The 26123-nt window shown below is 72.3% G+C and carries 20 protein-coding genes and 1 tRNA gene; 5 read left to right on the forward strand and 16 right to left on the reverse strand.

Annotated features, from left to right (window positions below; all coding sequences use genetic code 11):
* Nucleotides 1–44 precede the first annotated feature (44 nt).
* Together C4J65_RS13025 and C4J65_RS13030 are read right to left on the reverse strand one after the other, a co-directional pair.
* A complete protein-coding gene (locus tag C4J65_RS13025; protein ID WP_115742567.1) occupies nucleotides 45–2282 on the reverse strand; it encodes an MMPL family transporter in 2238 nt (745 codons plus the stop codon).
* Between the two features lie 111 nt (nucleotides 2283–2393).
* On the reverse strand, nucleotides 2394–2993 hold the full coding sequence (locus C4J65_RS13030; RefSeq protein WP_115746425.1) for a TetR/AcrR family transcriptional regulator: 600 nt from the start codon (nucleotides 2991–2993) through the stop codon (nucleotides 2394–2396).
* Nucleotides 2994–3173: 180 nt separating this feature from the next.
* Here C4J65_RS13030 and C4J65_RS13035 point away from each other — a divergent pair, with 180 nt between their 5' ends.
* Nucleotides 3174–6956, forward strand: coding sequence for a S41 family peptidase (locus tag C4J65_RS13035; RefSeq protein WP_115746426.1), 3783 nt, complete (start codon nucleotides 3174–3176; stop codon nucleotides 6954–6956).
* Nucleotides 6957–7042: 86 nt separating this feature from the next.
* On the opposite strand, the gene C4J65_RS13040 is transcribed toward C4J65_RS13035, so the two are convergent.
* From C4J65_RS13040 to C4J65_RS13055, 4 genes are all read right to left on the reverse strand, one after another.
* Nucleotides 7043–7270: a hypothetical protein gene (locus C4J65_RS13040; protein ID WP_115742568.1), complete on the reverse strand. Its 228-nt coding sequence runs from the start codon at nucleotides 7268–7270 to the stop codon at nucleotides 7043–7045.
* Between the two features lie 88 nt (nucleotides 7271–7358).
* Nucleotides 7359–8252, reverse strand: a complete 894-nt coding sequence (locus C4J65_RS13045) for an SDR family oxidoreductase (protein WP_115742569.1) — start codon at nucleotides 8250–8252, stop codon at nucleotides 7359–7361.
* Entirely contained in the window at nucleotides 8249–9193 is a 945-nt protein-coding gene (locus C4J65_RS13050) for an alpha/beta hydrolase (protein WP_115742570.1), read from the reverse strand. Before C4J65_RS13050 ends, C4J65_RS13045 begins: the two co-directional genes overlap by 4 nt.
* Nucleotides 9190–10737 (reverse strand): NAD(P)/FAD-dependent oxidoreductase, encoded by a 1548-nt coding sequence (locus tag C4J65_RS13055; protein WP_115742571.1) that lies wholly within the window; start codon nucleotides 10735–10737, stop codon nucleotides 9190–9192. Before C4J65_RS13055 ends, C4J65_RS13050 begins: the two co-directional genes overlap by 4 nt.
* A 157-nt stretch (nucleotides 10738–10894) precedes the next feature.
* Here C4J65_RS13055 and C4J65_RS13060 point away from each other — a divergent pair, with 157 nt between their 5' ends.
* Nucleotides 10895–11542 (forward strand): MerR family transcriptional regulator, encoded by a 648-nt coding sequence (locus C4J65_RS13060; RefSeq protein ID WP_115746427.1) that lies wholly within the window; start codon nucleotides 10895–10897, stop codon nucleotides 11540–11542.
* Between the two features lie 16 nt (nucleotides 11543–11558).
* Here the strand turns inward: C4J65_RS13060 and C4J65_RS13065 are convergent, their stop codons facing one another.
* Nucleotides 11559–12362, reverse strand: a complete 804-nt coding sequence (locus C4J65_RS13065; protein ID WP_115742572.1) for an exodeoxyribonuclease III — start codon at nucleotides 12360–12362, stop codon at nucleotides 11559–11561.
* Nucleotides 12363–12430: 68 nt separating this feature from the next.
* Here C4J65_RS13065 and C4J65_RS13070 point away from each other — a divergent pair, with 68 nt between their 5' ends.
* Complete coding sequence (locus C4J65_RS13070) at nucleotides 12431–12916, forward strand: GNAT family N-acetyltransferase (RefSeq protein ID WP_115742573.1); 486 nt, start codon at nucleotides 12431–12433, stop codon at nucleotides 12914–12916.
* A gap of 34 nt (nucleotides 12917–12950) precedes the next feature.
* On the opposite strand, the gene C4J65_RS13075 is transcribed toward C4J65_RS13070, so the two are convergent.
* The 8 genes from C4J65_RS13075 to galU form a co-directional block, all read right to left on the reverse strand.
* Nucleotides 12951–14702, reverse strand: a complete 1752-nt coding sequence (locus C4J65_RS13075) for a hypothetical protein (RefSeq protein WP_115742574.1) — start codon at nucleotides 14700–14702, stop codon at nucleotides 12951–12953.
* Between the two features lie 202 nt (nucleotides 14703–14904).
* Nucleotides 14905–14978, reverse strand: a tRNA-Ala gene (locus C4J65_RS13080).
* A gap of 55 nt (nucleotides 14979–15033) precedes the next feature.
* Nucleotides 15034–16314 carry a gephyrin-like molybdotransferase receptor GlpR gene (gene glpR, locus C4J65_RS13085; RefSeq protein ID WP_115742575.1) on the reverse strand — a complete coding sequence of 427 codons (1281 nt, stop codon included), beginning with the start codon at nucleotides 16312–16314 and terminating at the stop codon, nucleotides 15034–15036.
* 173 nt (nucleotides 16315–16487) lie between these two features.
* The gene (locus C4J65_RS13090) at nucleotides 16488–17150 is read right to left on the reverse strand and encodes a GNAT family protein (protein WP_205351134.1); all 663 of its coding nucleotides are present in this window, start codon (nucleotides 17148–17150) and stop codon (nucleotides 16488–16490) included.
* Nucleotides 17147–17686, reverse strand: coding sequence for a MogA/MoaB family molybdenum cofactor biosynthesis protein (locus C4J65_RS13095; protein WP_115742577.1), 540 nt, complete (start codon nucleotides 17684–17686; stop codon nucleotides 17147–17149). Before C4J65_RS13095 ends, C4J65_RS13090 begins: the two co-directional genes overlap by 4 nt.
* Entirely contained in the window at nucleotides 17683–18195 is a 513-nt protein-coding gene (gene moaC / locus C4J65_RS13100; protein WP_108990646.1) for a cyclic pyranopterin monophosphate synthase MoaC, read from the reverse strand. Before moaC ends, C4J65_RS13095 begins: the two co-directional genes overlap by 4 nt.
* Before the next feature lie 86 nt (nucleotides 18196–18281).
* Nucleotides 18282–19565: a gephyrin-like molybdotransferase Glp gene (gene glp / locus C4J65_RS13105; RefSeq protein WP_162833572.1), complete on the reverse strand. Its 1284-nt coding sequence runs from the start codon at nucleotides 19563–19565 to the stop codon at nucleotides 18282–18284.
* 62 nt (nucleotides 19566–19627) lie between these two features.
* Complete coding sequence (gene galU / locus C4J65_RS13110; RefSeq protein WP_115746428.1) at nucleotides 19628–20539, reverse strand: UTP--glucose-1-phosphate uridylyltransferase GalU; 912 nt, start codon at nucleotides 20537–20539, stop codon at nucleotides 19628–19630.
* A 93-nt stretch (nucleotides 20540–20632) separates the two neighbouring features.
* On the opposite strand from galU, the gene C4J65_RS13115 reads away from it, so the two are divergent.
* A complete protein-coding gene (locus C4J65_RS13115) occupies nucleotides 20633–21247 on the forward strand; it encodes a 5-formyltetrahydrofolate cyclo-ligase (RefSeq protein ID WP_115742578.1) in 615 nt (204 codons plus the stop codon).
* 138 nt (nucleotides 21248–21385) lie between these two features.
* Here C4J65_RS13115 and C4J65_RS13120 read toward each other — a convergent pair whose 3' ends face one another.
* A complete protein-coding gene (locus C4J65_RS13120) occupies nucleotides 21386–24205 on the reverse strand; it encodes a penicillin acylase family protein (protein WP_162833158.1) in 2820 nt (939 codons plus the stop codon).
* 317 nt (nucleotides 24206–24522) lie between these two features.
* On the opposite strand from C4J65_RS13120, the gene C4J65_RS13125 reads away from it, so the two are divergent.
* On the forward strand, nucleotides 24523–26091 hold the full coding sequence (locus C4J65_RS13125) for a potassium/proton antiporter (protein ID WP_115742579.1): 1569 nt from the start codon (nucleotides 24523–24525) through the stop codon (nucleotides 26089–26091).
* The last annotated feature ends 32 nt before the right edge of the window (nucleotides 26092–26123 follow it).

A 26123-nucleotide genomic window follows, 5' to 3' on the forward strand; every position in this document is an offset into this window, starting at 1 on the left:
GGCTGGTCTGTCGCCGTCCTCCGGTCAGAGGCGGGGGTGGCGGGTCAGGTGCGCACCAGCTCCCGGTCCTCGCCGGGGCCGGTGCCGCGCTCGGCGGCCGTGCGCAGGCCCTCGCCCTCGACGTCCACGTTGGGCAGCGCGCGGTCCAGCCACTTCGGCAGCCACCAGGCCCTCTTGCCGAGCAGGGCGAGGACCGCCGGGACGATGGCCATGCGGACGACGAACGCGTCGAAGAAGACGGCGATCGCGAGGCCGAAGCCGATCATCTTGACCATGGACTCGCTGGAGCCGATGAAGCCCGCGAAGACCGCCATCATGATCACCGCGGCGGCGGTGACGACCCGGGCGCCGTGCTTGAAGCCGGTGACGATCGCCTGGTGAGGCTTCTCGCCGTGGACGTAGGCCTCCCGCATGCGGGTGACCAGGAAGACCTCGTAGTCCATCGCCAGGCCGAAGACCACGCCGACCATGAAGATCGGCATCATCGACATGACCGGGCCGGTCTCCTCGACGCCCATCAGGCCGGACAGCCAGCCCCACTGGAAGACCGCGACGACCGCGCCGAGGGCCGCCATGACGGAGAGCAGGAAGCCGAGGGCCGCCTTCAGCGGGACCAGGATCGAGCGGAAGACCACGATCAGCAGGAGGAAGGCCAGGCCGACGACCAGGACCAGGTACGGCACCAGCGCGTCGTTGAGCTTCTGACTGACGTCGATGTTCATCGCCGTCGAACCGGTGACCAGGGTCTCGGCGCCGGTCTCGGCCTCGATGTCGCCGCCCGCGTCGCGGATGGCGTGCACCAGGTCCTCGGTCTGCACGGAGGACGGCTTGGAGTCCGGGACCACGGTGATCGTCGCGGTGTCGCCGCCCTTGTTGGGCGCGGGCGGGGCCACCGCCACGACGCCGTCGAGGCCCTTGATCTGCTTCTCGACGTCGGTGAAGGCGTCCTTGGGTGCGTCGCTGCCCTTCGCGTCCACGACGACCATCAGGGGGCCGTTGAAGCCGGGGCCGAAGCCCTCGGAGAGCAGGTCGTAGGCGCGGCGCTGGGTCGTGGACGTCGGCTGGGAGCCGTCGTCGGGCAGGCCCAGCTCCAGGGAGGTCGCGGGGACCGCGGCGGCGCCGAGGCCGATGACGCCCAGCAGGAGGACGGCGAGGGGACGGCGGACGACGAAGCTGGCCCAGCGGGTGCCCAGGTTGGCCTTCGGCCGGCCGGCCGGCTGGTCCGGCTTCGGCTCGGCCTTGCGGGAGCGGCCGGGCAGCCTGCCCTTCGCTCCGGCGGGCCTGACCCTGCGACCGGCGTAGCCGAGCATGGCGGGGATCATCGTGAGGGCGATCAGGACCGCGATGGCGACGGTTCCGGCCGCCGCGATGCCCATCTTGGTGAGCATCGGGATGTTGACGACCGCGAGACCCACCAGGGCGATGACGACGGTGAGGCCGGCGAAGACGACCGCGGAGCCCGCGGTGCCGACCGCCCGCCCGGCGGCCTCCTCGCGTTCGCGCCCCTCGGCGAGTTCGGCGCGGTAGCGGGAGACGATGAACAGGGCGTAGTCGATGCCGACCGCGAGGCCGATCATCATCGCCAGGATCGAGGTGGTCGAGCCCAGTTCGAGCACGCTCGCGAGCGCGGTGATCGAGGAGACGCCGATGCCGACGCCGATCAGGGCGGTGAGCAGGGGCAGCCCGGCCGCGACCAGGGAGCCGAAGGTGATGACCAGGACGACGGCGGCGACCGCGATGCCGATGACCTCGGTGGCGCCGGTCTCCGGGACGGCCTGGAGCGCGTCACCGCCGATCTCGACGCTCAGCCCGGCGTCACGCGCCTGCTGGGCGGCGTCCTCCAGGGCGTCCTTGGTGGACTCCTCCAGCTCCATGCCGGAGACGTCGTACTTCACCGAGGCGTAGGCGATGGTGCCGTCCTTGCTGACGGCGTCGCCGGTGTAGGGGTCGGCGACCGAGGCGACCTCGGAGCCGTCCGCCAGTTCGTCGACGGTCTTCTCGACGGTCGCCTTGTTGCCGGCGTCCGTCATCTTCTCGCCGGAGGGCGCCTTGAAGACGACCCGTGCGGTCGCTCCGTCGGCGCTCGCCCCGGGGAAGCGCTGTTCCAGCAGGTCGAAGGCCTTCTGGGCCTCCGTTCCGGGGATGGAGAAGGAGGAGTTGCCGGCGGGCGGGGCGCTGGCGGCGCCGACGCCGGCGAGCGTCAGCAGGGCCACCCAGATCAGGGCGACGAAGTGCCGTCGGCGAAAGGCGAGCCGGCCGAGTTTGTAGAGGAACGTGGCCACGGGGGCGTACTCCCGGTCAGGTCGTGGGTCTTCAGGGCAGGGGGGATCGGCCCGACGACGTGAGCGGTTACGTCAGGTGGGGCTCAGGTGTCCCTGGGGTGCAGGGACGTGTCAGTGGGTGGAGACGCCGAGTGCGGGGAGGATCACGGCGTCGATGTAGGAGGTGAGGAACTCCCGGGTCGGCGGCTGGTCGTCCAGCAGCGTGCGGGTGGCGAATCCGCCGACCATCATGTGCACGAGGAAGTCCAGCGCCGGACAGTCCGCTCTGATCTCACCGCGGTCGACGGCGCGTTGCAGCACGCGCTGGAACTCCGCCATCTCCGGTTCGATGAGCTGGTCCCGGAACGCCTGGCGCAGGTCCGGGTTCTGGTGCAGCGCCATGGCGACGCCCCGCATCAGCGCGGAGTTCTGTTCCATGGTGCAGTCGTCCTCACGCGCCATCAGGGCGTGCAGGTCGCCGCGGAGCGACCCGGTGTCGACGTCGCCGATCTCGCCGGGCTTGTTGTGCCGGATGGCCTTGACGACCAGCTCCGGCTTGCCGCCCCACTGGCGGTAGAGCGTCGCCTTGCTGGACCGGGTGCGGGCGGCCACGGCGTCCATGGTGAGGGCGTCGTACCCGACTTCGCGGAGCAGGTCGAGCACGGCCTCGTACAGCTCGGCCTCGCGCTCGGGAGTGATCCGGCTGCGGCGCGCGGTGGCGGTCTCCGTCATCTCGCTCACTCCCCTCTCCGTCCGGTCGGCCGGTCCACTCGACCGGAACGACACCGTTTCGTACATGACGAATGTACCCCACCGTCTAGCGAAACGAAACGGTTTCGTTCGTGGTCTGGGTCACGGTTGTCGGCACCGCATAAGTTGCCGGTGCCCGGCCCCCGGAAAAGCATGGGGCGGGTGAGTTATCTGCGCCTTCCGCACCTCAGTGGCGACCAGCTGTGCTTCGTGGCCGAGGACGACCTCTGGCTCGCGTCCCTCGACGGTCCGGGCCGGGCCTGGCGGCTCACCGTCGACCGCACCAAGGCCGGTCCCCCGCGCTTCTCCCCCGACGGCCGGCACATCGCGTACACCAGCTGGCGCAGCCTCGTGCCGGAGGTCCACCTCGTGCCGGTGGACGGCGGCCCCGGGCGGCAGCTCACCCACTGGGGCGGCTTCGACACCCGGGTCTGCGGCTGGTCGCCGCCCGATCCCGACGGCACCACCGCCGTCCTCGCCGTCGCCTCGCACGGGGAGCCCTTCTCGCACCTGACCTGGGCCTACAAGGTCACCCCCGACGGCGATCCCGGCCGCAAGCTGCCCTGGGGGCCGGTCACCGACATCCAGGCCGCCGACCTCGACGGCGAGCGCAGGACCCTGCTCCTGACCGGCACCCCGCCGCACGAACCGGCCGCCTGGAAGCGCTACCGGGGCGGCGCCACGGGCCGGCTCTGGCTGCACGGGGAGCGGATCCTGCCCGACCTCGGCGGGCACCTGGCCGCCCCCATGTTCGTCGGCGGCCGGATCGCCTTCCTCTCCGACCACGAGGGCGTCGGCAACCTCTACTCCTGCGCGCCGGACGGTTCCGGCCTGCGCCGCCACACCGACCACGACGCGTTCTACGCCCGCAACGCCGCGAGCGACGGCACCCGGGTGGTGTACCAGTGCGCGGGCGACCTGTGGATCGTGGACGACCTCGCACCCGGTTCGGCGCCGCGCCGGCTCGACGTGCGGCTGAGCGGTCCGCGCGCGGGACGGCGTCCCTACCAGGTGCCCGCTGCCCAGCACGTGGGCGGCATCTCCGTGGACGAGACCGGCCGCGCGAGCGCCGTCGTGGTGCGCGGCAGCCTGTACTGGCTCACCCACCGCGACGGCCCGGCCCGCACCATCGCGGACACCCCGGGGGTACGGGTGCGGCTGCCGGAGATGCTCGGGGAGAGCGGGCGGATCGCGTACGTGACGGACGCGGAGGGTGAGGACGCCGTCGAGATCTCCTACCTGCCCCGGGCGACCGGCGGCCGCGCGGCCCGGCGGCTCGCCTCCGGCCGCCTCGGCCGGGTCCTGGAGCTGGTGTCGGACCCGGCGGGCGACCGGCTCGCCGTCGCCTCGCACGACGGACGGCTGCTGATCCTCGACGTCGCGGAGCCCGACACGGAGGTGGCACTGGCGCTGGACGCGGTGGACGCCGGGTACCCGGTGGACGCGCGGGACACGGCGGAAGAGGACGCGGCGGGGACGACCGCCCGGGCGGACACGACCCCGGACACCACCCCGGACGCCCCCACCGAGGACACCGACGCCGGGGACACCGGCACGCCGCTGACCGACGCGGGAGACGGTACGCCGGGAGGTGACTCCGCGACCGGTGGCGCCGCGGGAGGCGGAACGGCCACCAGTGGCACGGCGGGCAGCGTCCCCGCGGGAGGAGGCGGCCGGGCGGGAAGCGCCCCTGCGGGAGGCGACACGGCGGGAGGCGACACGGCGGCCGACGCTCCAGGGGCAGGTGCGCCGCGCGAGGAGCCCGGCCCCGGCCCCGGACCGGACGCCGGGAGCACCGGCACCCCGGGCGACCCGGGCGTCCCCCCGCCCGCCGGAAGCCTCGGCACGGACGTCCCCGGCGTCGCCGCCGACGCCGGGGGCACCGTGACGCCGGGCGCCCCCGGCACCCCCGCAACCGCCTCAGGGCAGGTCACCGAGCTGATCCGCTCCGTCAACGGCCCCGTGCGCGACCTCGCCTTCTCCCCCGACGGGACCTGGCTCACCTGGTCGCACCCGGGCATCGGGCGCACCCTGCGGCAGATCAAGATGGCCCGGATCGACGGACCGGAGGGCACCCTGGTCGTCGACGTCACCAACGGCCGCTTCGAGGACGAGAACCCGGTGTTCACCCGGGACGGCCGCTACCTCGCCTTCCTGTCCTGGCGCGGCTTCGACCCGGTGTACGACGTGCACACCGGCGACCTGTCCTTCCCGCTGGGCTGCCGCCCCTACCTGGTGCCGCTGTCCTCGGCGACCCCCTCCCCCTTCGCCCTCAACCCCGAGGGCCGTCCCGCGGCCGGCGGCCTGGACCCGCTGGAGGAGGAGCCCGGCGAGGGCGGCGCGGTGACCGTCGAGGTCGAGGGTCTGGAGAGCCGGGTCACGCCGTTCCCGGTCACCGCTTCCAAGTACTCGGCGCTGGAGCCGGTCGCGGGCGGCGGCCTGGTCTGGCTGCGCTGGCCGATCTCGGGTGCGCTCGGCGAGACCTTCGCCAACCCGGCGGACCCGAGCGAGCGACCCACGCTGGAACACTTCAACCTGGCCAAGGCGAAGAAGTCGGAGCTGGTCGACCACCTGGACTGGTTCCGGGTCAGCGGCGACGGCAGCCGCCTGGTCGTGCTCGACGAGGGCGACCTGCGCGCCGTACCGGCGGCCGAGGTGGGCGACGGCGACTCGACCACCTGGATCGACCTGCGCCGCGTCCTGCACGAGGTCGACCCGGCCGCCGAGTGGCGCCAGGCGTACGACGAGGCGGGCCGGCTGATCCGCGCCTACTTCTGGGACCCCGGCATGTGCGGCATCGACTGGGACGCGGTCCTGGACCAGTACCGTCCGCTGCTCGAACGGGTCGCCTCCCCCGACGAGTTCGCCGACCTGCTGCGCGAGGTGCTCGGCGAACTGGGCACCTCGCACGCCTACGTGGTCGCCGCCCGGCGCAACGAGGGCCCGGCGCACTACCAGCGCTGGCAGGGCCTGCTGGGCGCCAACTTCGCCTGCCGGGACGGACGGTGGCTGGTCCGGCGGATCCTGCCGGGCGACTCCTCCGATTCCAAGGCCCGCTCCCCGCTGGCCGGCACGGGCATCCGCGACGGGGCCGTGCTGACCCACGTCGACGGCCGCCCGGTCGACCCGGTCCTCGGCCCGTCCCCGCTGCTGGCGGGCGCGGGCGGTACGACGGTGGAGCTGACCTTCGCGCCCGGCGAGGGGTGCCGGGGGCCCGCCCGCCGGGTGGCCGTCGTACCGCTCGTCGACGAACGCCCCTTGCGCTACCAGGACTGGGTGGCCAAGCGCCGCGAGGTGGTGCGGGAGTTGAGCGGCGGACGGTGCGGCTACCTGCACATCCCCGACATGGGCGGCTCCGGCTGGGCGCAGTTCAACCGCGACCTGCGCATGGAGGTGTCCCGGCCCGCGCTCATCGTGGACGTGCGCGGCAACGCGGGCGGGCACATCAGCGAGCTGGTCATCGAGAAGCTGACCCGGACCATCCTGGGCTGGGACCTGACCCGGGACGCCCAGCCGGTGTCGTACACCTCCAACGCGCCGCGCGGTCCGGTCGTCGCGCTCGCCGACGAGGCGACGTCCTCCGACGGCGACATGATCACGGCGGCGTTCAAGCTGCTGCGCCTCGGCCCGGTGGTCGGGCAGCGCACCTGGGGCGGGGTGGTCGGCATGACCGGCCGGCACCGGCTCGGCGACGGCTCGGTGATCACGGTGCCGATGAACGCGGCCTGGTTCGACGCCTACGGCTGGACCGTGGAGAACTACGGCGTCGCCCCGGACGTCGAGGCGCTGCGCACCCCGCTGGACTGGGCCGAGGGCCGCTACCCGGTCCTCGACGAGGCGGTACGGCTGGCGTTGGAGCTGCTGAAGACCAACCCGCCCGCCACGCCGCCCGGTTATGACGCCGTGCCGGACCGGTCGCGCCCGCCACTGCCGCCGCGGGAGTAGGAACCTCCACCAGGCCTCTGGTCGCACGGGAAAGGGCGCCCACCCGGTCAACCCGGTGGGCGCCCTCTCACCTCAGCGGCGGCGCGTCAGGCGTCGAAGCTGTCCTGGAGCCGGTCGTCCTCGTCGCGACGGCGCGAGGCCGGGTCCTGGTGCTCCGACTCGCGGCGACGCGAGGCCGGGGAGGACGGGTCGTTCTCGTCCTCGTCGCGACGGCGGTCGCGGTTCTGGAACTGGTCCCGCGCCTGCTCGGCACGCTGCTTGCCCTGCTGCTGCATGCGCTCGGCCTTGTCCTGGAACTGGTCCTTCATACCCATGTGGGTTCACTCCTGTGGTGATCGGGCCCGACCGGATCGGCCGGGCGCTCGATCAGATTCACACGAGCGGTGACCGTGCGCATGTCGATCACTTACGGACCGTAGTCGTGCTGGTCGGGCGGTGTTCGTCGGCCGCTCCACCGGCCCCGACGAGGCCCGTCCGCAGACCGATGAGCCGGTCCCCGAAGCGCCGCATCTCGCGCTGTCCGACCGTGCCGATGACGGCCGGCAGGTAGCCGCGCACGCCCTGCATGCCGCGCAGCCACCACTGCCCGTAGACGTGCGCGGAGCGGCGCTCGACGCCCTCCACGAGCCGGTCGACCGCCGGGCCCAGCGGGTAGGTCTTGTTGGTCGGCCAGGGCAGCCGCTGCCGCAACTCCCGCATGACGTCGTCCTGGTCGGCGCCGCGCACCATGTCGGTGTCGGTCCAGGACAGGTAGCCGACGCCGACCTTCACGCCCCGGTGCCCGACCTCGCCGCGCAGACTGTGCGCGTACGCCTCGACGCCGGACTTGGAGGCGCAGTAGGCGCTCATCATGGGGGCCGGGGTGAGGGCGGCCAGCGAGGCGATCTGGAGCAGGTAGCCGCGACTCTCCAGCAGCGATGGCAGGAAGGCGCGGGCGGTGACGGCCGAGCCGATCAGGTTGACCTCGATGACCCGCCGCCAGGACTCCGGGTCGGAGTCGACGAAGGGGCCGCCGGTGGCGACGCCCGCGTTGGCGACGACGATGTCGACCTTCCCGAAGCGCTCCTTCACCTCCGCCGCCACCCGGGCCATCGCCTCGTGGTCGGTGACGTCGGCGTGCCAGTGGTCGCTGTCGCTGTGCAACCGGGCGGAGACCTGCTTGAGTTCGTCCGGTTCCAGGCCGACCAGCGCCACCTTGACCCCGCGCGCGGACAGTTTGCGGGCCATCAGCTCCCCGACGCCCCGCGCGGCTCCGGTGACGACGGCGACCCGTCCTTCCAGGCTCACCCTGCTCATGCGCTCTCCTCGGCGTGTACGGCACGTTCACTGTGCGGGCTCGGTATGTAGGTGGCGGCGAGGGTGCGTATCTTCCCGGTGACCAGGTCCGGCGCCTCCACCGGCGTCATGTGGCCGAGGCCCGGGAGTTCGGTGAGGCCCACGCAGTCGGGCAGCGCGGCGGCCAGCACGCGGGCGTGCACGGGCGGCGTCAGCCGGTCCGCCGTACCGACCACGATCTCCACCGGCATGCGCAACTCCCGTACGCCGTGGTCGAGGTCGAGCAGGTCCAGCACCTGGGACCAGCCGTGGCGCACCCGGCTCGGGCAGGCGTGCACGATCCGGGCGCAGGCCTCGACCATGTGCGGGGCCGAACCGGGACCCATCGTCCCGTACTTGAGGATGCGGCGGGCGAGCGGCGTGACCGGTCCGAGCGGCGCCCGGGAGCCGAGGATGCGCCGGGTCAGCCAGGTGCGCGCCCGGCCCGCCCGCATCGGCACCACGGTGGCGGACGCCACCAGCCGCGCGCTGCCCGTACTGCACAGCAGGACGGCCGCCGCGTGCTCGCGCACCGCGGGCCGCGTCGCCGCCGCCATCAGCGTCATCCCGCCCATGGAGTGCCCGGCGATCACGGCCCGCTCGCCCGGCGCCAGGGTGGCCTCCAGGACGGCTTCGAGGTCGTCGGCGAGCGGCTCGGTGCCGTAGGCCGGGTTGGCCGGACTGCGGCCGTGGCCGCGCTGGTCGTAGGCGATGACCCGGTGGTCGACGCCCAGCTCGCGGATCTGCGCCGCCCAGAAAGCGGTGGAGCAGCACCAGCCGTGCGCGAGGACGACCGCGGGCGCGTTCTGGGGGCCGTGCACCTCGACGTGTATCCGGGCGCCGTCAGCGGCGGTGACGGTCAGCTCGTGGGCGGGGACGGGCGGCGCGTACGGCCCGTCGGCGACGTGCAGCAGGCGGCTCACGCGCTCACCTCGGCGTCCGCGCCGGTGTCCGCGTCGGCGGCCTTCGCCGTGGTCACCGCGGGGGCCGGGCGCAGCACCTGGTACTCCGCGAGGTCCACGCGCCGCGTCTCCCGCCGGAACTCGGCGGTGGTGCCGGGCCAGACGGTGGTGTTGCGGCCGCTCGCGTCCAGGTACCAGCTGGTGCAGCCGCCGGTGTTCCACACCGTGCGCTTCATGCGCTCCTGCACGCGGTGGTTCCAGTTGCGCACGGCGGCGGGGCGGGGGTCGAGGGCGGTGCGGCCGCCGAGGACGTTCAGCTGGCGCAGGTAGTCGGCCAGGTAGTTCAGCTGGGACTCGATCATCAGGATCATGGACGAGTTGCCGAGGCCGGTGTTGGGCCCGATGACCGTCATGAAGTTGGGGAAGCCGGCCGCCGTGCCGCCGCGCAGCGCCTCCATCCCGCCCTTCCAGGTCTCGGCCAGCGTCCGCCCGTCCGCGCCCACGACCCGCTCGGCGATGGGCATGTCGGTGACGTGGAAGCCGGTGCCGAAGATGATCGCGTCCGCCTCGGCCTCGGTGCCGTCGGCGGCGACGAGCGTGGACCCGCGCACCTCGCTGAGACCGCTCGCGACCACGTCCACGTTGGGCCGGGCGAGCGCCGGGTAGTAGGTGCTCGACAGCAGGATCCGCTTGCAGCCGATGCGGTAGTCGGGGGTGAGCTTGGCGCGCAGGGCCGGGTCCTTGATGGCGGCGCCCATGTTGCGTTTGGCGATCTGCTCGACGAAGCCCAGCTCGTCGGGGTGCTTGGTGAACGCCTGCACCTGGAGTTCGCGGATGCCCCACAGCAGCCCGCGGCGCAGCTTGGTGGTGACGGGCAGCGCCCGGTGCAGGGCCCGCTCGGCGCCGCTGATGGCCCGGTCCACGCGGGGCATCACCCAGGCCGGCGTGCGCTGGAAGAGGGTGAGCCGGTCCACCTTCGGCTGGATGGAGGGCACGATCTGGATGGCGGAGGCGCCGGTGCCGATCATGGCGACCCGCTTGCCGGTGAGGTCGTAGTCGTGGTCCCAGCGGGCGGAGTGGAAGACCTTGCCCGGGAAGGTGTCGAGCCCCGGGACGTCCGGCGTCTTCGGGTCGGACAGCGGCCCCGTCGCGGACACGACGACGTCGGCGGTGAGGGTGCCGCGCACGGTCTCGATCTCCCACCGCAGCCGCTCGGTGTCCCACGCCATCCGCGTCACCTCCGAGTCGAAGCGGAGGTGGGGGCGCAGCCCGAAGGTGTCCGCGACGTGCTCCAGGTAGGCGCGGATGTGCTCCTGCCCGGAGAAGGTGCGCGGCCACTCGGGGTTGGGCGCGAAGGAGAAGGAGTACAGGTGGGACGGCACGTCGCAGGCGCAGCCGGGGTAGCTGTTGTCCCGCCAGGTGCCGCCGACACTGCCGGACCGCTCCAGTACGACGAAGTCGGTGATCCCTTCGCGCCGCAGCCGCACGGCGGCCCCCAGCCCGCCGAAGCCGGACCCGATCACCGCCACCCGTACGTGTTCGTCAACCTGCTCGTGCTCGGCCATCCCGGAGCCTCCACGCTTGCCTGGACCGTCTGGAACCTGGAACGTCTGGAACCTTGCCAGTGAACACTGGCGCAATGGGAGCGTAGAGCAGCCCCGTACTCATGGGTAGGGGTTGGACGGAGGAAAGTTACCGCCGGTACGCCATAGGGTCGTGGACGTGACCGAGAAGCGCGAATACCGCATGGAGGAACTGGCCCGGCTGGCCGGCATCACGGTGCGCACCCTGCGCTTCTACCGCGAACGCAAACTGATCCCGCCGCCCCGCCGTGAGGGCCGCATCGCCTGGTACGACGACCACCACCTGGCCCGCCTGCGCACCATCGCCGCGCTGCTGGAACGCGGCCACACCCTGAACGGCATCGCGGAGCTGGCCGACGCCTTCGACCACGGCCGCGACGTCGGCGACCTGCTCGGCCTCGGCGAGCCCACCGAGGAGACCCCGGTCCGCCTCACCCCCGAGGAACTCGCCGCCCGCTTCGAGGGCGAGGTCACCCCGGAGAACCTGGCGGCCGCGATGGAGCTGGGCTACCTCGGCACCGACGGCGACGAACTGGTCCACATCAGCCACCGCCTCCTCGAGGTCTCCTCCGCCCTGGTCCGCGAGGGCATCCCGCTCGGCGAGGTCCTCCAGGCCGGCGCCCGCGTCCGCGAGCACGCCGACGCCCTCGCGGAACTCTTCGCCGACCTGATACTGCGCCACGCCTCCGAACCGGAGCTGCACCGCCTGCGCCCGCTGGCCCGCAGCGTGGTGGAGGCGGAACTGTCCCTGGCCCTGGACCGGCGGATGCGCAAGGGGTCGGAGTAGGGCTCCGCCCGGTTCGTCAGGGGCCGTAGACCACCGTGACCGGCGCGTGGTCGGACCAGCGTTCGGCGTGGGTGGCGGCCCGCTCGACACGGCCCTTGAGCGCCTTGGCGGCCAGGCCCGGGGTGGCGGCGTGCAGGTCGATCCGCCATCCGCTGTCGTTGTCGAAGGCCCGCCCCCGGTAGGACCACCACGAGTACGGCCCCTCGACGTCCGGGTGCAGCGCGCGCACCACGTCCACGTACCCGCCCTCCGCCGGGTCGAGGACGCGGCCGAGCCACTCCCGCTCCTCCGGCAGGAACCCGGAGTTCTTCTTGTTGGCGCGCCAGTTCTTCAGGTCGGCCTCGCGGTGGGCGATGTTCCAGTCGCCGCAGACGACGACCTCGCGCCCCTCGGCGGCGGCGCGCTCGCGCAGTCCCTTCAGGTACGCGAGGAACTCGCCCATGAAGCGGACCTTCTCGTCCTGGCGCTCGGTGCCGACCTCGCCGGAGGGGAGGTAGAGGGAGGCGACCGTCACACCGGGCAGGTCGGCCTCGACGTAGCGGCCACCGGTGTCGAACTCCGTCGAGCCGAAACCGACGCGGACGGCGTCGGGCTCACGGCGCGTGTAGAGGGAGACGCCGGCGCGGCCCTTGGCGGCGGCGGGGGCGTGCGTCACGTGCCAGCCCTCGGGCGCGCCGACGTGTCCGGGCAGTTGGTGGGGTTCGGCCCGCACCTCCTGGAGGCACAGCACGTCGGCGGAGGTGCCGGCGAGCCACTCCACGAAGCCCTTCTTCGCGGCGGCGCGCAGGCCATTGACGTTGACGGAGGTCACGGTGAGCATCCCGGCACGATACCGGCACACTGGACCGTGTCCCGCTCCGGACACCGCATCGATATACGGTAGGAAGAATGAACATACGCCGGGTCCCCTTCGACCACCCCGACGCCGTGAAGCTCAACGACGAGGTCCAGGCCGAGTACGACGTCCGCTACGGCGACGGCGGCGACGCCACGCACCTGGACCCGTCGGACTTCGCGCCGCCGAACGGCCAGTACCTGATCGCGTACGACGAGAACGACGTCCCGGTCGCCTCCGGCGGCTGGCGCAGCCAGGACGCCAACGACGAGGGCAATCTCGACGGGGACGCCGAACTGAAGCGGATGTTCGTGACCGAGCAGGTGCGCGGGCGCGGGCTGGCCCGCCGCATCCTGGCCGCCCTGGAGGACGACGCCCGTGCGGCGGGCCGGACCCGGATGGTGCTGGAGACCGGCACCAAGCAGCCGGAGGCCGTGGCCCTGTACTCCTCCAGCGGCTACGAGCCGTGCGGGAAGTTCGGCTACTACCGCTTCCACGAGGACAGCCTCTGCTATGCGAAGGCCCTCCGGACCCCGTAGGGCCCTCCGGGTAAGGCCTTGCGGCTGCCTGCCGTCAGGCCGTGCCGCCCGCCCTGCGACGGCGTGAGACGACGATCAGGGCGCCGCCCGCCGCGAGTGCCAGCGCCGCTCCGGCGGAGGCGAGCAGCGCGGTGGAGCCGGTGGAGGCCAGCAGTCCGTCCTCGCCGCCCTGGGGCGACTGTCCGCCGGTCGTGCCTCCGCTGCTCCCGGTGGTCCCGGTCCCGGCGGTGGTGGTGCCGCCGGTGGTCCCCCCGGCCGTGTCCGAGCCACCGGCCGTCCCGGTGCCGCCCGTCGACTGCGAGCCGCCGGTGGTGTCCGTACCGCCCGTGGAGTCCGGGCCGCCGGTGCTGCCGCCGGTGTCGCCCGGAGTCTCCTCGTCACCCGTGCCGTTGAGCACGATCCACCCGGTGTCGTTGGACGGGTCGCCCTCCCACGGGTTGTCGTAGTCCGGCAGGGCGATCTTGCCCTTGGCGCCCGCGACGACCTTGTCGATGCGCAGCTTGAAGGGGAAGCTCCGCTCGTCGTCCTCCAGGAAGGGCGTGTCGGCGGAGCAGCGGTAGACGGCCGGGTTCTGGTCGTCCAGGGGCTCGCACGGGCTCTCGACGACGGTGGCGCCCTCGGGGATCTGCACCGTGAAGTCGAGCGGCTCGCCGCCCGCGCGCAACGACCCGATCCAGGCGGGCCCGTGGTTGCTCATGCGGACGTCGACGGTGACCGTCTCGCCCTGCTCACCCGCGACCCGCGCGCCGGTGAGGTCGAGGTCGTAGGTGTTCTGCGTGGGCAGATCGATCTCGGCGTACTTGGAGTAGTCGCCGACGTGGCCGCTCTCGACCGGTTCGAGCGTGAGCGTCCTGCCGGTTCCCCGCCGGTGCCCGGCGCCCGCCCGCAGCGCGTCGGCGGTCTCGACGCCGGCGGCTTCGAAGCCGTAGGTGAAGATGTCACCGAGCGCGAAGTCCGCGGTCTTCACCTCTACCGGCTCGCTCAGTTCGTAGGCCATGCCGTGCAGGAACTCGCCCTCGAAGGTGCACAGGGCGACCTGGCGGTAGCGGATCAGGTTGTCCTTGTTCTCCTCCGCGTACGAGCAGTTGTCGTACGACTCGGGGAAGGAGAGGCCGCGGGTGCCGACGAAGCGGAGCACGACGCCTTGGGCGGGCATGCTGCCGACGTTGCGGAAGCCGAGCGGGGCGTCGTAGGTGTCGCCGGGGCGGAAGCCCTCGGGTTCCGCGGGGAGCTTCCTCTTCAGCAGTTCCGGGCCGCCGACCAGCACGTCGACGGTGTGCTCGTTGAACTCCAGGCCCTCGCCCTCGCCGGTGACCTTGACCTTGCCGTGGTCGCCGGCCTCGGCGGTGTCCAGCAGGTCGAGCCGGACGTCCCAGGACGGGTTGTAGATGTCGCCGGGGTAGAGGCTGCTCTCTTCGCAGACCGCGACCAGGCCGTCGACGTCGCAGGACTCCGGCAGGCCGACCTTGGCGAAGCCCTTGAGCGCGGTGGCGTCGATGGTGACCCGGTAGCCGCTGTTGGGAATCGGCTGCGGGTCCGTGTCGCTGTCCGGGTCGTACTCCCCCGGGCCGGTGAGCCCGAGTTCGATCTGCGGCTGCCCGGGTTCGCCCTCGGCTCCGTCGAGCGCCAGGTCCACCTTGTCCGGACCGGTGATCGTGACGGGCAGCGATGCCTGGTCGTCCGCCGCGTGCGCGACGCCGGCCAGTCCGGCCGCGACGAGCCCGGCGGCCGCTGCCCCGGCCACTGCCGCACGCGCCCACGGCGCGTGCAGGGAGCTAGGTCTCATATGTGCTTCTTCCGTTCCCCAGACGACAAGAAGGTGCCGTTGCGTGACACCGCGCACAGGTGACCCGTGGGAGACACCGATGGTTGCGCCGTACATGATCACGGATGCGTCTCGGCGCGGCGCGGGCGGGGAGGCGGGAACCGGGAAACGACGAAGGTCCCGTCCGATCGTGATGATCGGACGGGACCTTCGTCAATGTGCGTGGACCTGAGGGGATTTGAACCCCTGGCCCCCTCGATGCGAACGAGGTGCGCTACCGGACTGCGCCACAGGCCCTTGCAACGAGTGAAACTCTAGCACCCTGCCCGGCCTGCTCAAAAATCCCTTCCGGCTACTCGTTGGCGGCGCGGGGGCGGTCGCCGTCGTCGTACTGGTCGAACAGCGGCGTGCGGCCCCGCTCCCGGGCCCGGCGGGCCGACGCGGCACGGCGGGCACCGCTGCGGGCCGGGGTCTCCGGACGCTCATCGGCCGGTGCGTGGGCCGGTGCGTCCGCCGGGCGGCCCTGGTCCGCGCCGGAGGCCCGGGCGGCGTCCTGCTGGTCGGGCGCGACGGCCGAGGAGCGTGCCGAGCTCCACGCGTCCGGCGCCGCGAGGTCCACGTCGGGCGTGGCGCGGGGGGCGACCGGGGCGGTCACGTAGGTGGGCAGGGGCACCGGCACCGGGTCCCAGCTGTCGCCCTGCGGGCGCCCTCGGCGTTCCCGCTGCTGGTCGACCCATTCGGCGTGGTCGGTCTGCTCGACCAGCGCCCGCCGGTCCGCGGCGAGCGCGGACATTCCGGCGCCGGACTCCGTCTCGGGTCCGTCGTCCGGCTCCTCGGCGTCGAGGTCGCCGACGGGGCCGCCGGGACCACCGGGGGTGGACGCGGCGGGTCCGCGCCGACGCGGGCGGGGGTCGCGGTCACGCAGTCGCTGCGCGGCGGCCTCGGCCTGGCGGCGGTCCATCTGGAAGGCGAAGCGTCGGCGCTCCTGCGCCCGCAGATGGGCGATGTACGCGCTGAGCAGCACCGCGGGCACCCCTGGCGCCCACAGGAACGCGAGCCCGCCGACCGCCGCGACGACCGAGCCGAGCGTGAAGGCCAGGAACAGCATCACGGTGGTACGCCGACGGCGGGCGAGTGCCTTGCTGCGCCGGGCCCGTGCCGCGGCCCCCGGTGAGACGGGAGCGCGACGGGCCTGCGGCACCCGCCCCCGCGCCGGTGCCGCGCCGGATCCGCCCTGGCGGCCGGGTTCCGGGGACTGGCCGGGTCTCGGACCGTCCGCGAGTCCACCCGCCCGCGGGCGCGCCGTTTCGGGCCGCTCCGCCGCCTGCCGGGGCGGGGTCGGCCGGGTGTGCCGTCGGGTCCTGGACATGGCGAAGGCCCGGACGTCCACCGAATCGGTGACGCCGTCCGGGGCGTCGGCGTCGGGCTCCGCCTCGTCGGCGGAGCGCGACCGCAGGTCCTTGACGTACCGGCGCTCCATGCCCGCCCGTCCGGACAGGAGCCGGATGGCGGTGCTGAAGCGTTCGGTCGGACGGGCCTCGTTCAGCTCGTCCTGCCTACGGAGCCACATCGGCACCAAGTAGGCGGCCCAGGCCCCGACGATGACTGCGTAGATGAGGCCGCTGCTGCTCACGCCTCACACGGTAGAGGGGTTTGCGTGAGGCCATCCGCCAATTGAGCCGGTGTGTCGCACGATCTGGCTGATATTTCGAACTTTTCTTGTGACCGATCCGATCAACCGACTGCCAGGACCGCGAAATTATCCGCTTCCGGATGGTCGCGGCCCGATCAATTTCGAACGTTTATTCAATTCCCGGCGTTGCCGGTGTTGCCGCTGTTCCCCGCGTTGGGGGTGCTGCGGTGCCGTGACCGGTGCCATCGCCGCAGCAGGCCTTCGGGAACCTCTTCCGCGGTGACCGCGAAGACGAGATGGTCCCGCCAGGCTCCGTCGATGTGCAGATAACGCGGCCTGAGACCCTCCTCACGGAATCCGAGTTTCTCCACGACCCGGCGGCTGGGCGCGTTCTCGGGACGAATGCAGACCTCGACGCGGTGCAGTCCGACGGTGCGGAAACAGTGGTCCACGGCCATCGCCACGGCCGTCGGCATCACCCCGCGGCCGGCCACCGCCTCGTCCACCCAGTAGCCGACGTGTCCGGAACACATCGAGCCCCAGGTGATGCCGGCCACCGTCAACTGGCCGACCAGCCGCCCCTGGTACTCGATGACGAACGGCAGCATCCGGCCCGCGTGGGCCTCGGACCTCAGGTGCCGCACCATCTGCCGGTAGGTCGGCCGGTGCGCGATCGGGCCGCCGGGCCCGGGCGGCGGGATGGTGGCCTCCCACGGGCGCAGCCAGTCCCGGTTGCGCCGGTTGACCTCGCGCCAGGTCCGCTGGTCGCGCAGCCTTATCGGCCTCAGGACGATGTCGCCGTCCGTCAGCTCGGCGGGCCAGGACGGGCCGTTCAGCTCGCACCCCCACCGCTGGCGGGTCTCGGGTGGTCGCCGCCGCGGATCTGGTCCACGGCGTGCTTCAGCAGCGGCTCCAGCACCGCGAGACCGTCCTTCACCCCGCCGGAGGAGCCCGGCAGGTTGACGATCAGCGTGCCGTTCGCCACCCCGGCCAGTCCCCTGGACAGCGCCGCGGTGGGCACCTTGTCCCGGCCGTACGCCCGGATCGCCTCCGCGATGCCCGGGACCTCCCGGTCGATCACGGCCCGGGTGGCCTCCGGGGTGCGGTCGGTCGGCGAGATGCCGGTACCGCCGGTGGTGACGATCACGGCGTAGCCCGCTTCGACGCCCGCGCGCAGGGCGGCCTCCACGGGGTCGCCGTCGGGGACGACCCGGGGGCCGTCGACGTCGAAACCGAAGCGGCGCAGGCCGTCGGCGATCAGCGGGCCGCCCTTGTCCTCGTAGACACCGGCGGCGGCCCGGTTGGACGCCGTGACCACCAGGGCGGCGTACGGCCCGGGGAGGGCGCCTCCCACGCCGGCGTCCGGCATCATGACCGGTTCCAGTCGCCGGACTTGCCGCCCGTCTTCTGCTCCACCCGCACGTCCGTGATGACCGCTCCCTTGTCGACCGCCTTGACCATGTCGACCACGGTGAGCGCGGCGACGGAGACCGCGGTGAGCGCCTCCATCTCGACGCCCGTGCGATCCGTCGTCCGCACCGTGGCGGTGATCTCCACGGCGTCGTCCGCGACCGACAGGTCCAGTTTCACACCGGAGACCGACAACGGGTGGCACAAGGGGATCAGGTCGGGGGTCCGCTTGGCGCCCATGATGCCCGCGATCCGGGCGGTGGCCAGGGCGTCGCCCTTCGGCACGCCCTCGCCGCGCAGCAGCTCGACCACGCGGGGCGCGACGAGGACGCGTCCACTGGCGCGGGCGGTGCGGGCGGTCACGTCCTTGCCGGACACGTCGACCATCCGGGCGGCGCCCGCTTCGTCGATGTGCGTCAGCCGGCCCTGCGGGTCCTGTCCGCTGCTCGGCGGTCGGTCCTGCGTACTCATGCTCGTGTGGCGCTCCCGGTCCTGGCCCGGCGCGGTGCGGCGCGTGGGCCTGCTGTGCGCGACACGCTACCGCCATCGGGCCCCGCTCAGCCGAGCAGGACCACCTCGACCTCGGTGCCGGGCTCGACGGACTCGGTGTCCTCGGGGACGACGATCAGCGCGTTCGCCTGCGCGAGGGCGGCCACGAGATGCGAGCCGGAGCCGCCGACCGGGGTGACCGAACCGTCGGCGTGGCTGCCCCGCAGGAACTGCCTGCGGCCCTTCGGCGAGGTCAGCGCCTTGTCCGCGGCCAGGGACGCGGTGACCGTCGGGCGGTGCACGTCGGGCAGCCCCATGAGGGTGCGGATCGCGGGGCGCACGAACAGCTCGAAGGAGACGTACGACGACACCGGGTTGCCGGGCAGGGCGAGCAGCGGGGTGTGGTCGGGGCCGACGGAGCCGAAGCCCTGGGGCTTGCCGGGCTGCATGGCGAGCTTGCGGAAGTCCACGCCGCCGCCCGGCTCGTCCTCGTCGCCGACGTGCGCCAGCGCCTCCTTGACCACGTCGTACGCGCCGACGCTCACCCCGCCGGTGGTGACCATCAGGTCGGCGCGCACCAGTTGGTCCTCGATGGTGGAGCGCAGGGTCTCGGCGTCGTCGGCGACCGCGCCCACGCGGTAGGCGATGGCGCCGGCGTCGCGGGCGGCCGCGGTGAGGGCGAAGCTGTTGGAGTCGTAGATCTGACCGGACGCCAGCTGCTCGTCGGGCTGGACGAGTTCGCTGCCGGTGGAGAGCACCACCACGCGCGGGCGCGGGCGCACCCGTACGGTGCCCCGGCCGATCGCGGCCAGCAGGCCGATCTGCGGCGGGCCGAGGACGGTGCCCGCCGCCAGGGCGCGGTCGCCGGAGCGGACGTCGCTGCCCTTGGCGCGTACGTGCGCGCGCTCCTCGGCCGGCCGGTACACGTGCACGTGTCCCTCGGCGCCCTCCGGGGCCAGGCTGCGGGCCCGCATTCCGGAGACGGGGCCCTCGCCCGACCCGCCGTCGGTCCACTCCACGGGCACGACGGCCTCGGCGCCGGGCGGCAGCGGGGCGCCGGTCATGATGCGGGCGGCCTGGCCGGGGCCGACGGACGGCGCCTCGGCCTGGCCGGCCGCGACGTCCCCGACGACCTCCAGGACGGCGGGGAACTCCTCGCTGGCGCCCGCGACGTCGGTGACCCGCACCGCGTAACCGTCCATGGAGCTGTTGTCGAACGGCGGCAGGGACAGCGGCACCGTGATGTCGTCGACGAGGACACAGCCCTGGGCGTCGAGCAGGTTCAGCTCGATGGGATCCAGGGGACGGACGGTGGACAGGACGTCGTCCAGGTGGTCCTGCACCGACCACAGCCGGTCCGGGCCGGGGCCCGCGGCGGCGTGGTCGTGCCCGGGGTCACGGTGCGCGCTGCTGCTCAACGTCCCTGCATCTCCTCGGCTACGTAACTGCGAAGCCAGGTCCGGAAGTCCGGGCCCAGGTCTTCACGTTCGCATGCGAGTCGGACAATGGCACGCAGGTAGTCGCCGCGGTCGCCGGTGTCATAGCGGCGGCCCTTGAAGACGACGCCGTGCACCGGGCCGCCGACGGACTCGTCCTCGGCGAGCTGCTGGAGGGCGTCGGTCAGCTGGATCTCGCCGCCGCGCCCGGGCTCCGTCTTGCGGAGTATGTCGAAGACGTGCGGGTCGAGGACGTAGCGGCCGATGATGGCGTAGTTGGACGGGGCGTCGGCCGGGTCCGGCTTCTCGACCAGTCCGCCGACCTTGACCACGTCGCTGTCCGCGGTGCTCTCCACGGCCGCGCAGCCGTAGAGGTGGATCTGCTCCGGTGCGACCTCCATGAGGGCGATCACGCTGCCGCCGTACTGCTCCTGGACGTCGATCATGCGCTGGAGCAGGGGGTCGCGCGGGTCGATCAGGTCGTCGCCGAGCAGGACCGCGAAGGGCTCGTGGCCGACGTGCGGGGCGGCGCACAGCACGGCGTGGCCGAGGCCCTTGGGGTCGCCCTGGCGGACGTAGTGCATCATCGCGAGGTCGCTGGACTCCTGGACCTTGGCCAGACGGCTCGCGTCGCCCTTCTTCTGGAGGGCGGACTCCAGTTCGTAGTTGCGGTCGAAGTGGTCTTCCAAGGGGCGCTTGTTTCGGCCCGTGACCATGAGGACGTCGCCGAGGCCGGCGGCCACGGCCTCTTCGACCACGTACTGGATCGCCGGCTTGTCGACGACCGGCAGCATCTCCTTGGGAGTGGCCTTGGTGGCCGGCAGGAACCGGGTACCGAGACCGGCTGCTGGGATGACAGCCTTGTTGATCCTGGGGTGGGACTGAGTCATGCGCGCCACCATATCCGGTGCCTATAGGGAGAATCTGTGACTCGGGATCATTCGCGCTCATACGAGCGCATTAGCGTGTTACGGGAGTTGCCCATGCCTCATACCGATCCTGCCGACGAACCTGACAAGCGGACATTGCGGCGGGATTTCCTCACTGCGAGGAACAGGTTGACACCGGATGACGTGCGGGAATCCGCCGACGCTCTGGCCCGGCGGGCGCTGGAACTGCCGGAGGTCGCGGGGGCGCGCGCCGTGGCGGCGTACGTCTCCGTGGGCGCCGAGCCGGGCACCCTCGCGCTCCTGGACGCGCTGCGCGCGCGGGGGGTGCGCGTACTGCTGCCCGCACTGCTGCCGGACAACGACCTGGACTGGGGCGAGTACCACGGGGAGGGCTCCCTCGCGCGGGTGCGCCGCGGCGGGCGGATGGAGCTGTTGGAGCCCGCCGGTGAGCGGCTGGGGCCGGAGGCGGTGACGCGGGCGGACGTCGTGCTGCTGCCCGGAGTCGCGGTGGACGGCCGCGGTCTGCGCCTGGGCCGCGGGGGCGGCTCGTACGACCGGGTACTGGCCCGGCTGGAAGCGGCGGGCGCACGCCCCGCGCTGCTGGTGCTGCTCTACGACCGGGAGGTCGTCGCGCACGTCCCCGCGGAGCCGCACGACCGGCCGGTGGACGCGGTGGTGACACCGTCGGGGGTGCGCAGGTTCCGCTGACGCCCGGACCTGCGGGTACGCACGGCTGCACACGGGTGACGCGCGGCTGCACACGGCTACGGCTGCACACGGGTGCACACGGGAAACGGCCTCCACGCGCGCGTGGAGGCCGTTTCCCGTACGACGGGTGCGGTCCGGCTACGGCTTGAGCACCAGCGTGTCGCTCGTGCTCTCGTCGACGGCCTTCCTCGAGAAGGACCACGGCAGCAGCTCGCCGTTCGCCCACTTGTCGGTCTGGTCCGTGTAGTGGGCGCTGTAGGCGTGCCCGGAGGCGCCGGTGAGATTGATCCAGCGGGACTTGTCGAGGTCGCCGAGGTTGACCACCATCCGCATGGACGGCACCCAGATCACCCCGTAGCCGCCGGCCGCGTTCCAGCCGGAGGCGTTGACCGCAGCCTCACCCCCGCTGAGCTTCCAGGGACCACGGTTGAGGGCGTACTTCAGGAAGCCGGGGCCCTCGGTGCCCAGGGTCTGGTTCTTCAGGAACAGGCGGTGCAGGCGGCCCCAGTTCCAGGTGTCGATGTCCTTGCCGAGCTTGGCGGTCAGCTCCCAGCGGGCGTCGGTCATGGCCCGCTTGAACAGGTCGTCGCGGTTGTGGTCGGCGCCCTTGCGGGTGCCGTTGGCCGGCGTCGTCCACCAGTCGCTCTTCGGCTTCTCCATCAGCGTGCGGACCACCTCGAACCAGCGGTCGCCGCCGTCCGGCTGCGCCTGGTCCGCGTCGCGCTGGCCGCACTCGCGGACCTTGTTGGTCTCGTCCGCCGGTCCGGTGGTGTTGACCGGGTCCACCCACAGGCACTGGCCCTCGACCCGCAGCTCCTTGGGCAGCTTGTTGCCGAAGGCGAGCTTGAGGATGTTGCGCCAGACCGCGTTGAAATAGGCGGCGGCGGCCGAGTCGGCGTCCTGGGTGTAGTCCCAGCCCTCCAGCAGCTTCTGCGCCTCGCGGACGTCCTTGTCGGCGATGTCGATCTTCAGCAGCTGGGGCACGAGCAGCTTGGCCATCTCGCTGCTGTTGTCCAGCTGCATCTGGCGCATGTCGTCGGTGGAGATCTTGCCGCCGTCCTTGATCTTCTGCTCGATCAGGGAGGTGATGCGCTGGCTGCGGGCGCCGTAGCCCCAGTCCGTGGTCAGCGTGTACGGGTACTTGTCCGCGTCCACGACGGCCTGGTTGGCGGTCACGATGTAACCGCGCTCCGGGTCGTACTCGTAGGGCAGCTCGTCCTGGTCGATGTACTCGCCGGTCCAGCGGAACTTCGGGTCCCAGCCCGGCGCCGGGACCGAGCCGTCGTGGCCCTCGGCGCGCACCGGGATCCGGCCCGGCAGCGTGTAGCCGATGTGCTCTTCGTCGGCGTAGACCAGGTTCTGCGAGGGCACGTCGAACAGCGTGGCGGCCTCGCGGAAGTCGTCCCAGTTCTGCGCCCGGTCGATGGCGAAGACGGCGTCCATGCTGGTGCCCGCCTCGAGCGCGGTCCAGCGCAGCGCGACGCCGTATCCGTCGCCGCGGTCGGGGGCGGCGGTCTCGACGGTGGCCTTCTTGCCGGTCTTCACCAGCTCGTCGTCGCGGTCGGAGAGCAGGGGGCCGTTGTTCGTCTCACGGACGACGATCTTCTTGGAGTCGCCGCCGGCGACCTTGATGGTCTCCTCGCGCGTCTCGAACGGGACCACCTTGCCGCCGTACTGGTAGCCCTCGCCGGTGATCTTCTCCAGGTAGAGGTCGGTGACGTCGGCGCCGGAGTTGGTCAGGCCCCAGGCGATCTCCCGGTTGTGGCCGACGACCACACCGGGCATGCCCGCGAAGGTGTACCCGGCGACGTCGTACCGGCACTTGTCGGAGACGGTGCGGCAGTGCAGGCCCATCTGGTACCAGACGGACGGCAGGGACGGCGACAGGTGCGGGTCGTTGGCCAGCAGGGGCTTGCCGGTGATGGTGTGCTTGCCGGAGACGACCCACGAGTTGGAGCCGATGCCGTTGCCGTTCACGCCGACGGCGGTGGGGACGTTGTCCAGGACGTTCTGGAGCCCGGCCAGTTGGCCCTCCAGGGCGCTGCCGGAGCCGGTCCCCGTGCCAGTGCCGGTCCCCGTACCGGTGCCCGTACCCGTACCGCTGCCGGTCCCCGTGCCCGTGCCGTCGCTCTCGTCGCCGCCCGGCGTACCGCCGCCGTCGAACGTCTCGGTCAGCTCGTCGTACTGGCCCTCCTGGACGATCGCCTTGTTGCGGTCGTACGGGTAGGCCGGGTAGAGGTCGGCGACCTGCTTGGGGCCGAGGCGGCTGGTCATCAGCGCCCGGTCGACCTCGTCCTGCATGTTGCCGCGCAGGTCCCAGGCCATCGCCTTCAGCCAGGCCACGGAGTCGACCGGGGTCCACTCCTGGGGCTTGTAGTCGTTGGTGAAGCCGAGGGCCGCGTACTCCAGGGAGATGTCCGCGCCGTCCTTGCCCTTCAGGTAGGCGTTGACGCCCTTGGCGTACGCCTGGAGGTACTTCTTCGTGGAGTCCGAGAGCTTCTCGTCGTACTCCTTCTTCGCCACCCGGTGCCAGCCCAGCGTGCGCAGGAACTCGTCGTTGTCGATCTGGCTCTTGCCGAACATCTCCGACAGGCGCCCGGCGGTCATGTGCCGGCGGACGTCCATCTCGTAGAACCGGTCCTGCGCCTGGACGTAGCCCTGCGCCATGAACAGGTCCTCCTCGGTGGAGGCGTAGACCTGAGGGATGCCGTACCCGTCGCGCTTGACGTCGACCGGGCCCGACAGGCCGTCCAGCGTGATCGAGCCCTTGGTCTGCGGGAAGGACGCGCGGACGGTGCTGATCGACCAGTACGCCCCGTAGGCGAGGCCGCCGATGAGGGCCAGGACCAGCACGAGGACGAGCAGGCGGCCCTTGCGCCCCTTGCGCCCCTTCTTCCTGCCGGACGTGCCGGACGTGCCGGACTGCTGACCCGTGGAGGCGGTGGTGGTGGGGGGCATCGCTGTCCTTGCTGTCCTAACACGAGCGGCAGGGGCGGGCTGTGCTTCGTACGGAGCGCCGGGCGCTGAACGCCGAACGCTGGAGCAACTGTAGGCGCAGGCCCGGCTCCGCCTTGACGCGGAGTCGGGTACGCGGACGCACGGGCGTTCGATCTTGCCAAGCCGAGCGTCAAGAAAGCGTCAAGAGTTAGGTAAGGTAACGAAGTAGTTGCCCGCAGAGCATGGCGGATTCGTGTGCCATGGGGTGGTGCGCCGGTGCACCACCGGTGCACGCCTCGCGCGCCGAGCGGGCGCGCTCGCCCGCGCTGTGATCCACGCTGTGCGCCAGGGAAAGGGAACGGCCGCTGACTGTCCACCACCTCAACCAGCTCCTGCTCGTCTGCTCGCTCGTCCTGCTCATCGCCGTGGCGGCGGTCCGGATCTCCTCGCGCAGCGGGCTCCCCAGCCTGCTCGTGTACCTGGCCATCGGCGTCGCCATGGGCCAGGACGGCATCGGCGACATCAAGTTCGACAACGCCGAACTGGTCCAGGTCATCGGCTACGGGGCCCTGGTCGTGATCCTGGCCGAGGGCGGACTCGGCACGAAGTGGAAGGAGGCGAAACCGGCGCTCCCGGCCGCCTCCGCGCTGGCGCTGGGCGGCGTCGCGGTGAGCGTCGGCGTGACCGCGGCGGGCGCGCACTACCTGACCGGGCTGGAGTGGCGGCAGGCACTGATCGTCGGGGCCGTGGTCTCCTCCACGGACGCCGCGGCCGTCTTCTCCGTGCTGCGCCGGATCCCGCTGCCGAAGCGGATAACGGGCACGCTGGAGGCGGAGTCCGGCTTCAACGACGCCCCGGTGGTCATCCTCGTGGTGGCCTTCTCCACGGCAGGACCGATCGAGCACTGGTACGTACTCATCGGCGAGATCGCCCTGGAGCTGGCCATCGGCGCGGCCATCGGACTCGCGGTCGGCTGGCTCGGGTCGTGGGGCCTGAAGCACGTGGCGCTGCCCGCCTCCGGCCTCTACCCCATCGCCGTCATGTCGATCGCCATCGCCGCCTACGCGGCCGGTGCGATGGCCCACGGCAGCGGCTTCCTGGCGGTCTACCTCGCCTCGATGGTCATGGGCAACGCTCGGCTGCCGCACTGGCCCGCCACCCGGGGCTTCGCCGACGGGCTCGGCTGGCTCGCCCAGATCGGCATGTTCGTCCTGCTCGGCCTGCTGGTCACCCCGCACGAGCTGGGCGACGACATCCTGCCCGCCCTGGTCATCGGGCTGGTGCTCACCATGGTGGCGCGCCCGCTGAGCGTCGTGCTGTGCCTGGTGCCCTTCCGGGTGCCGTGGCAGGAGCAGGCCCTGATGTCCTGGGCCGGGCTGCGCGGCGCGGTGCCCATCATCCTGGCGACGATCCCCATGGTGGAGGGCGTCGCGGGCAGCCACCGCATCTTCAACATCGTCTTCGTGCTGGTCGTCGTCTACACCCTGGTGCAGGGCCCGACGCTGCCGTGGCTGGCCCGCAAGCTGCGCCTGGGCAAGGGCGACGAGGCGGCCGACCTCGGCATCGAGTCGGCGCCCCTGGAACGGCTGCGTGGCCACCTGCTGTCCGTGACGATCCCCGAGGGCTCCAGGATGCACGGCGTCGAGGTCAACGAGCTGCGGCTGCCCACCGGCGCCGCCGTCACCCTGGTCGTCCGCGACGGCACGTCCTTCGTACCGCTGCCGACCACAGGGCTGCGCCGCGGCGACGAACTCCTGGTGGTCGCCACGGACCCCGTCCGGGACGCCGCCGAGGCACGGCTGCGCGCGGTCGGCCACGGCGGCAAGCTGGCCGGGTGGCTGGGCAGCGGAGGCACCGGAGGCACCGGAGCCGGAGGTACCGGAAACGCCCGCGGCAATCGCAGGTGAGCGTGCGGGGGGTGCTCTCTTTCACAGGCCGC

Origin of the sequence: Streptomyces sp. CB09001, from assembly GCF_003369795.1 — a bacterium.
GTDB lineage: Bacteria > Actinomycetota > Actinomycetes > Streptomycetales > Streptomycetaceae > Streptomyces.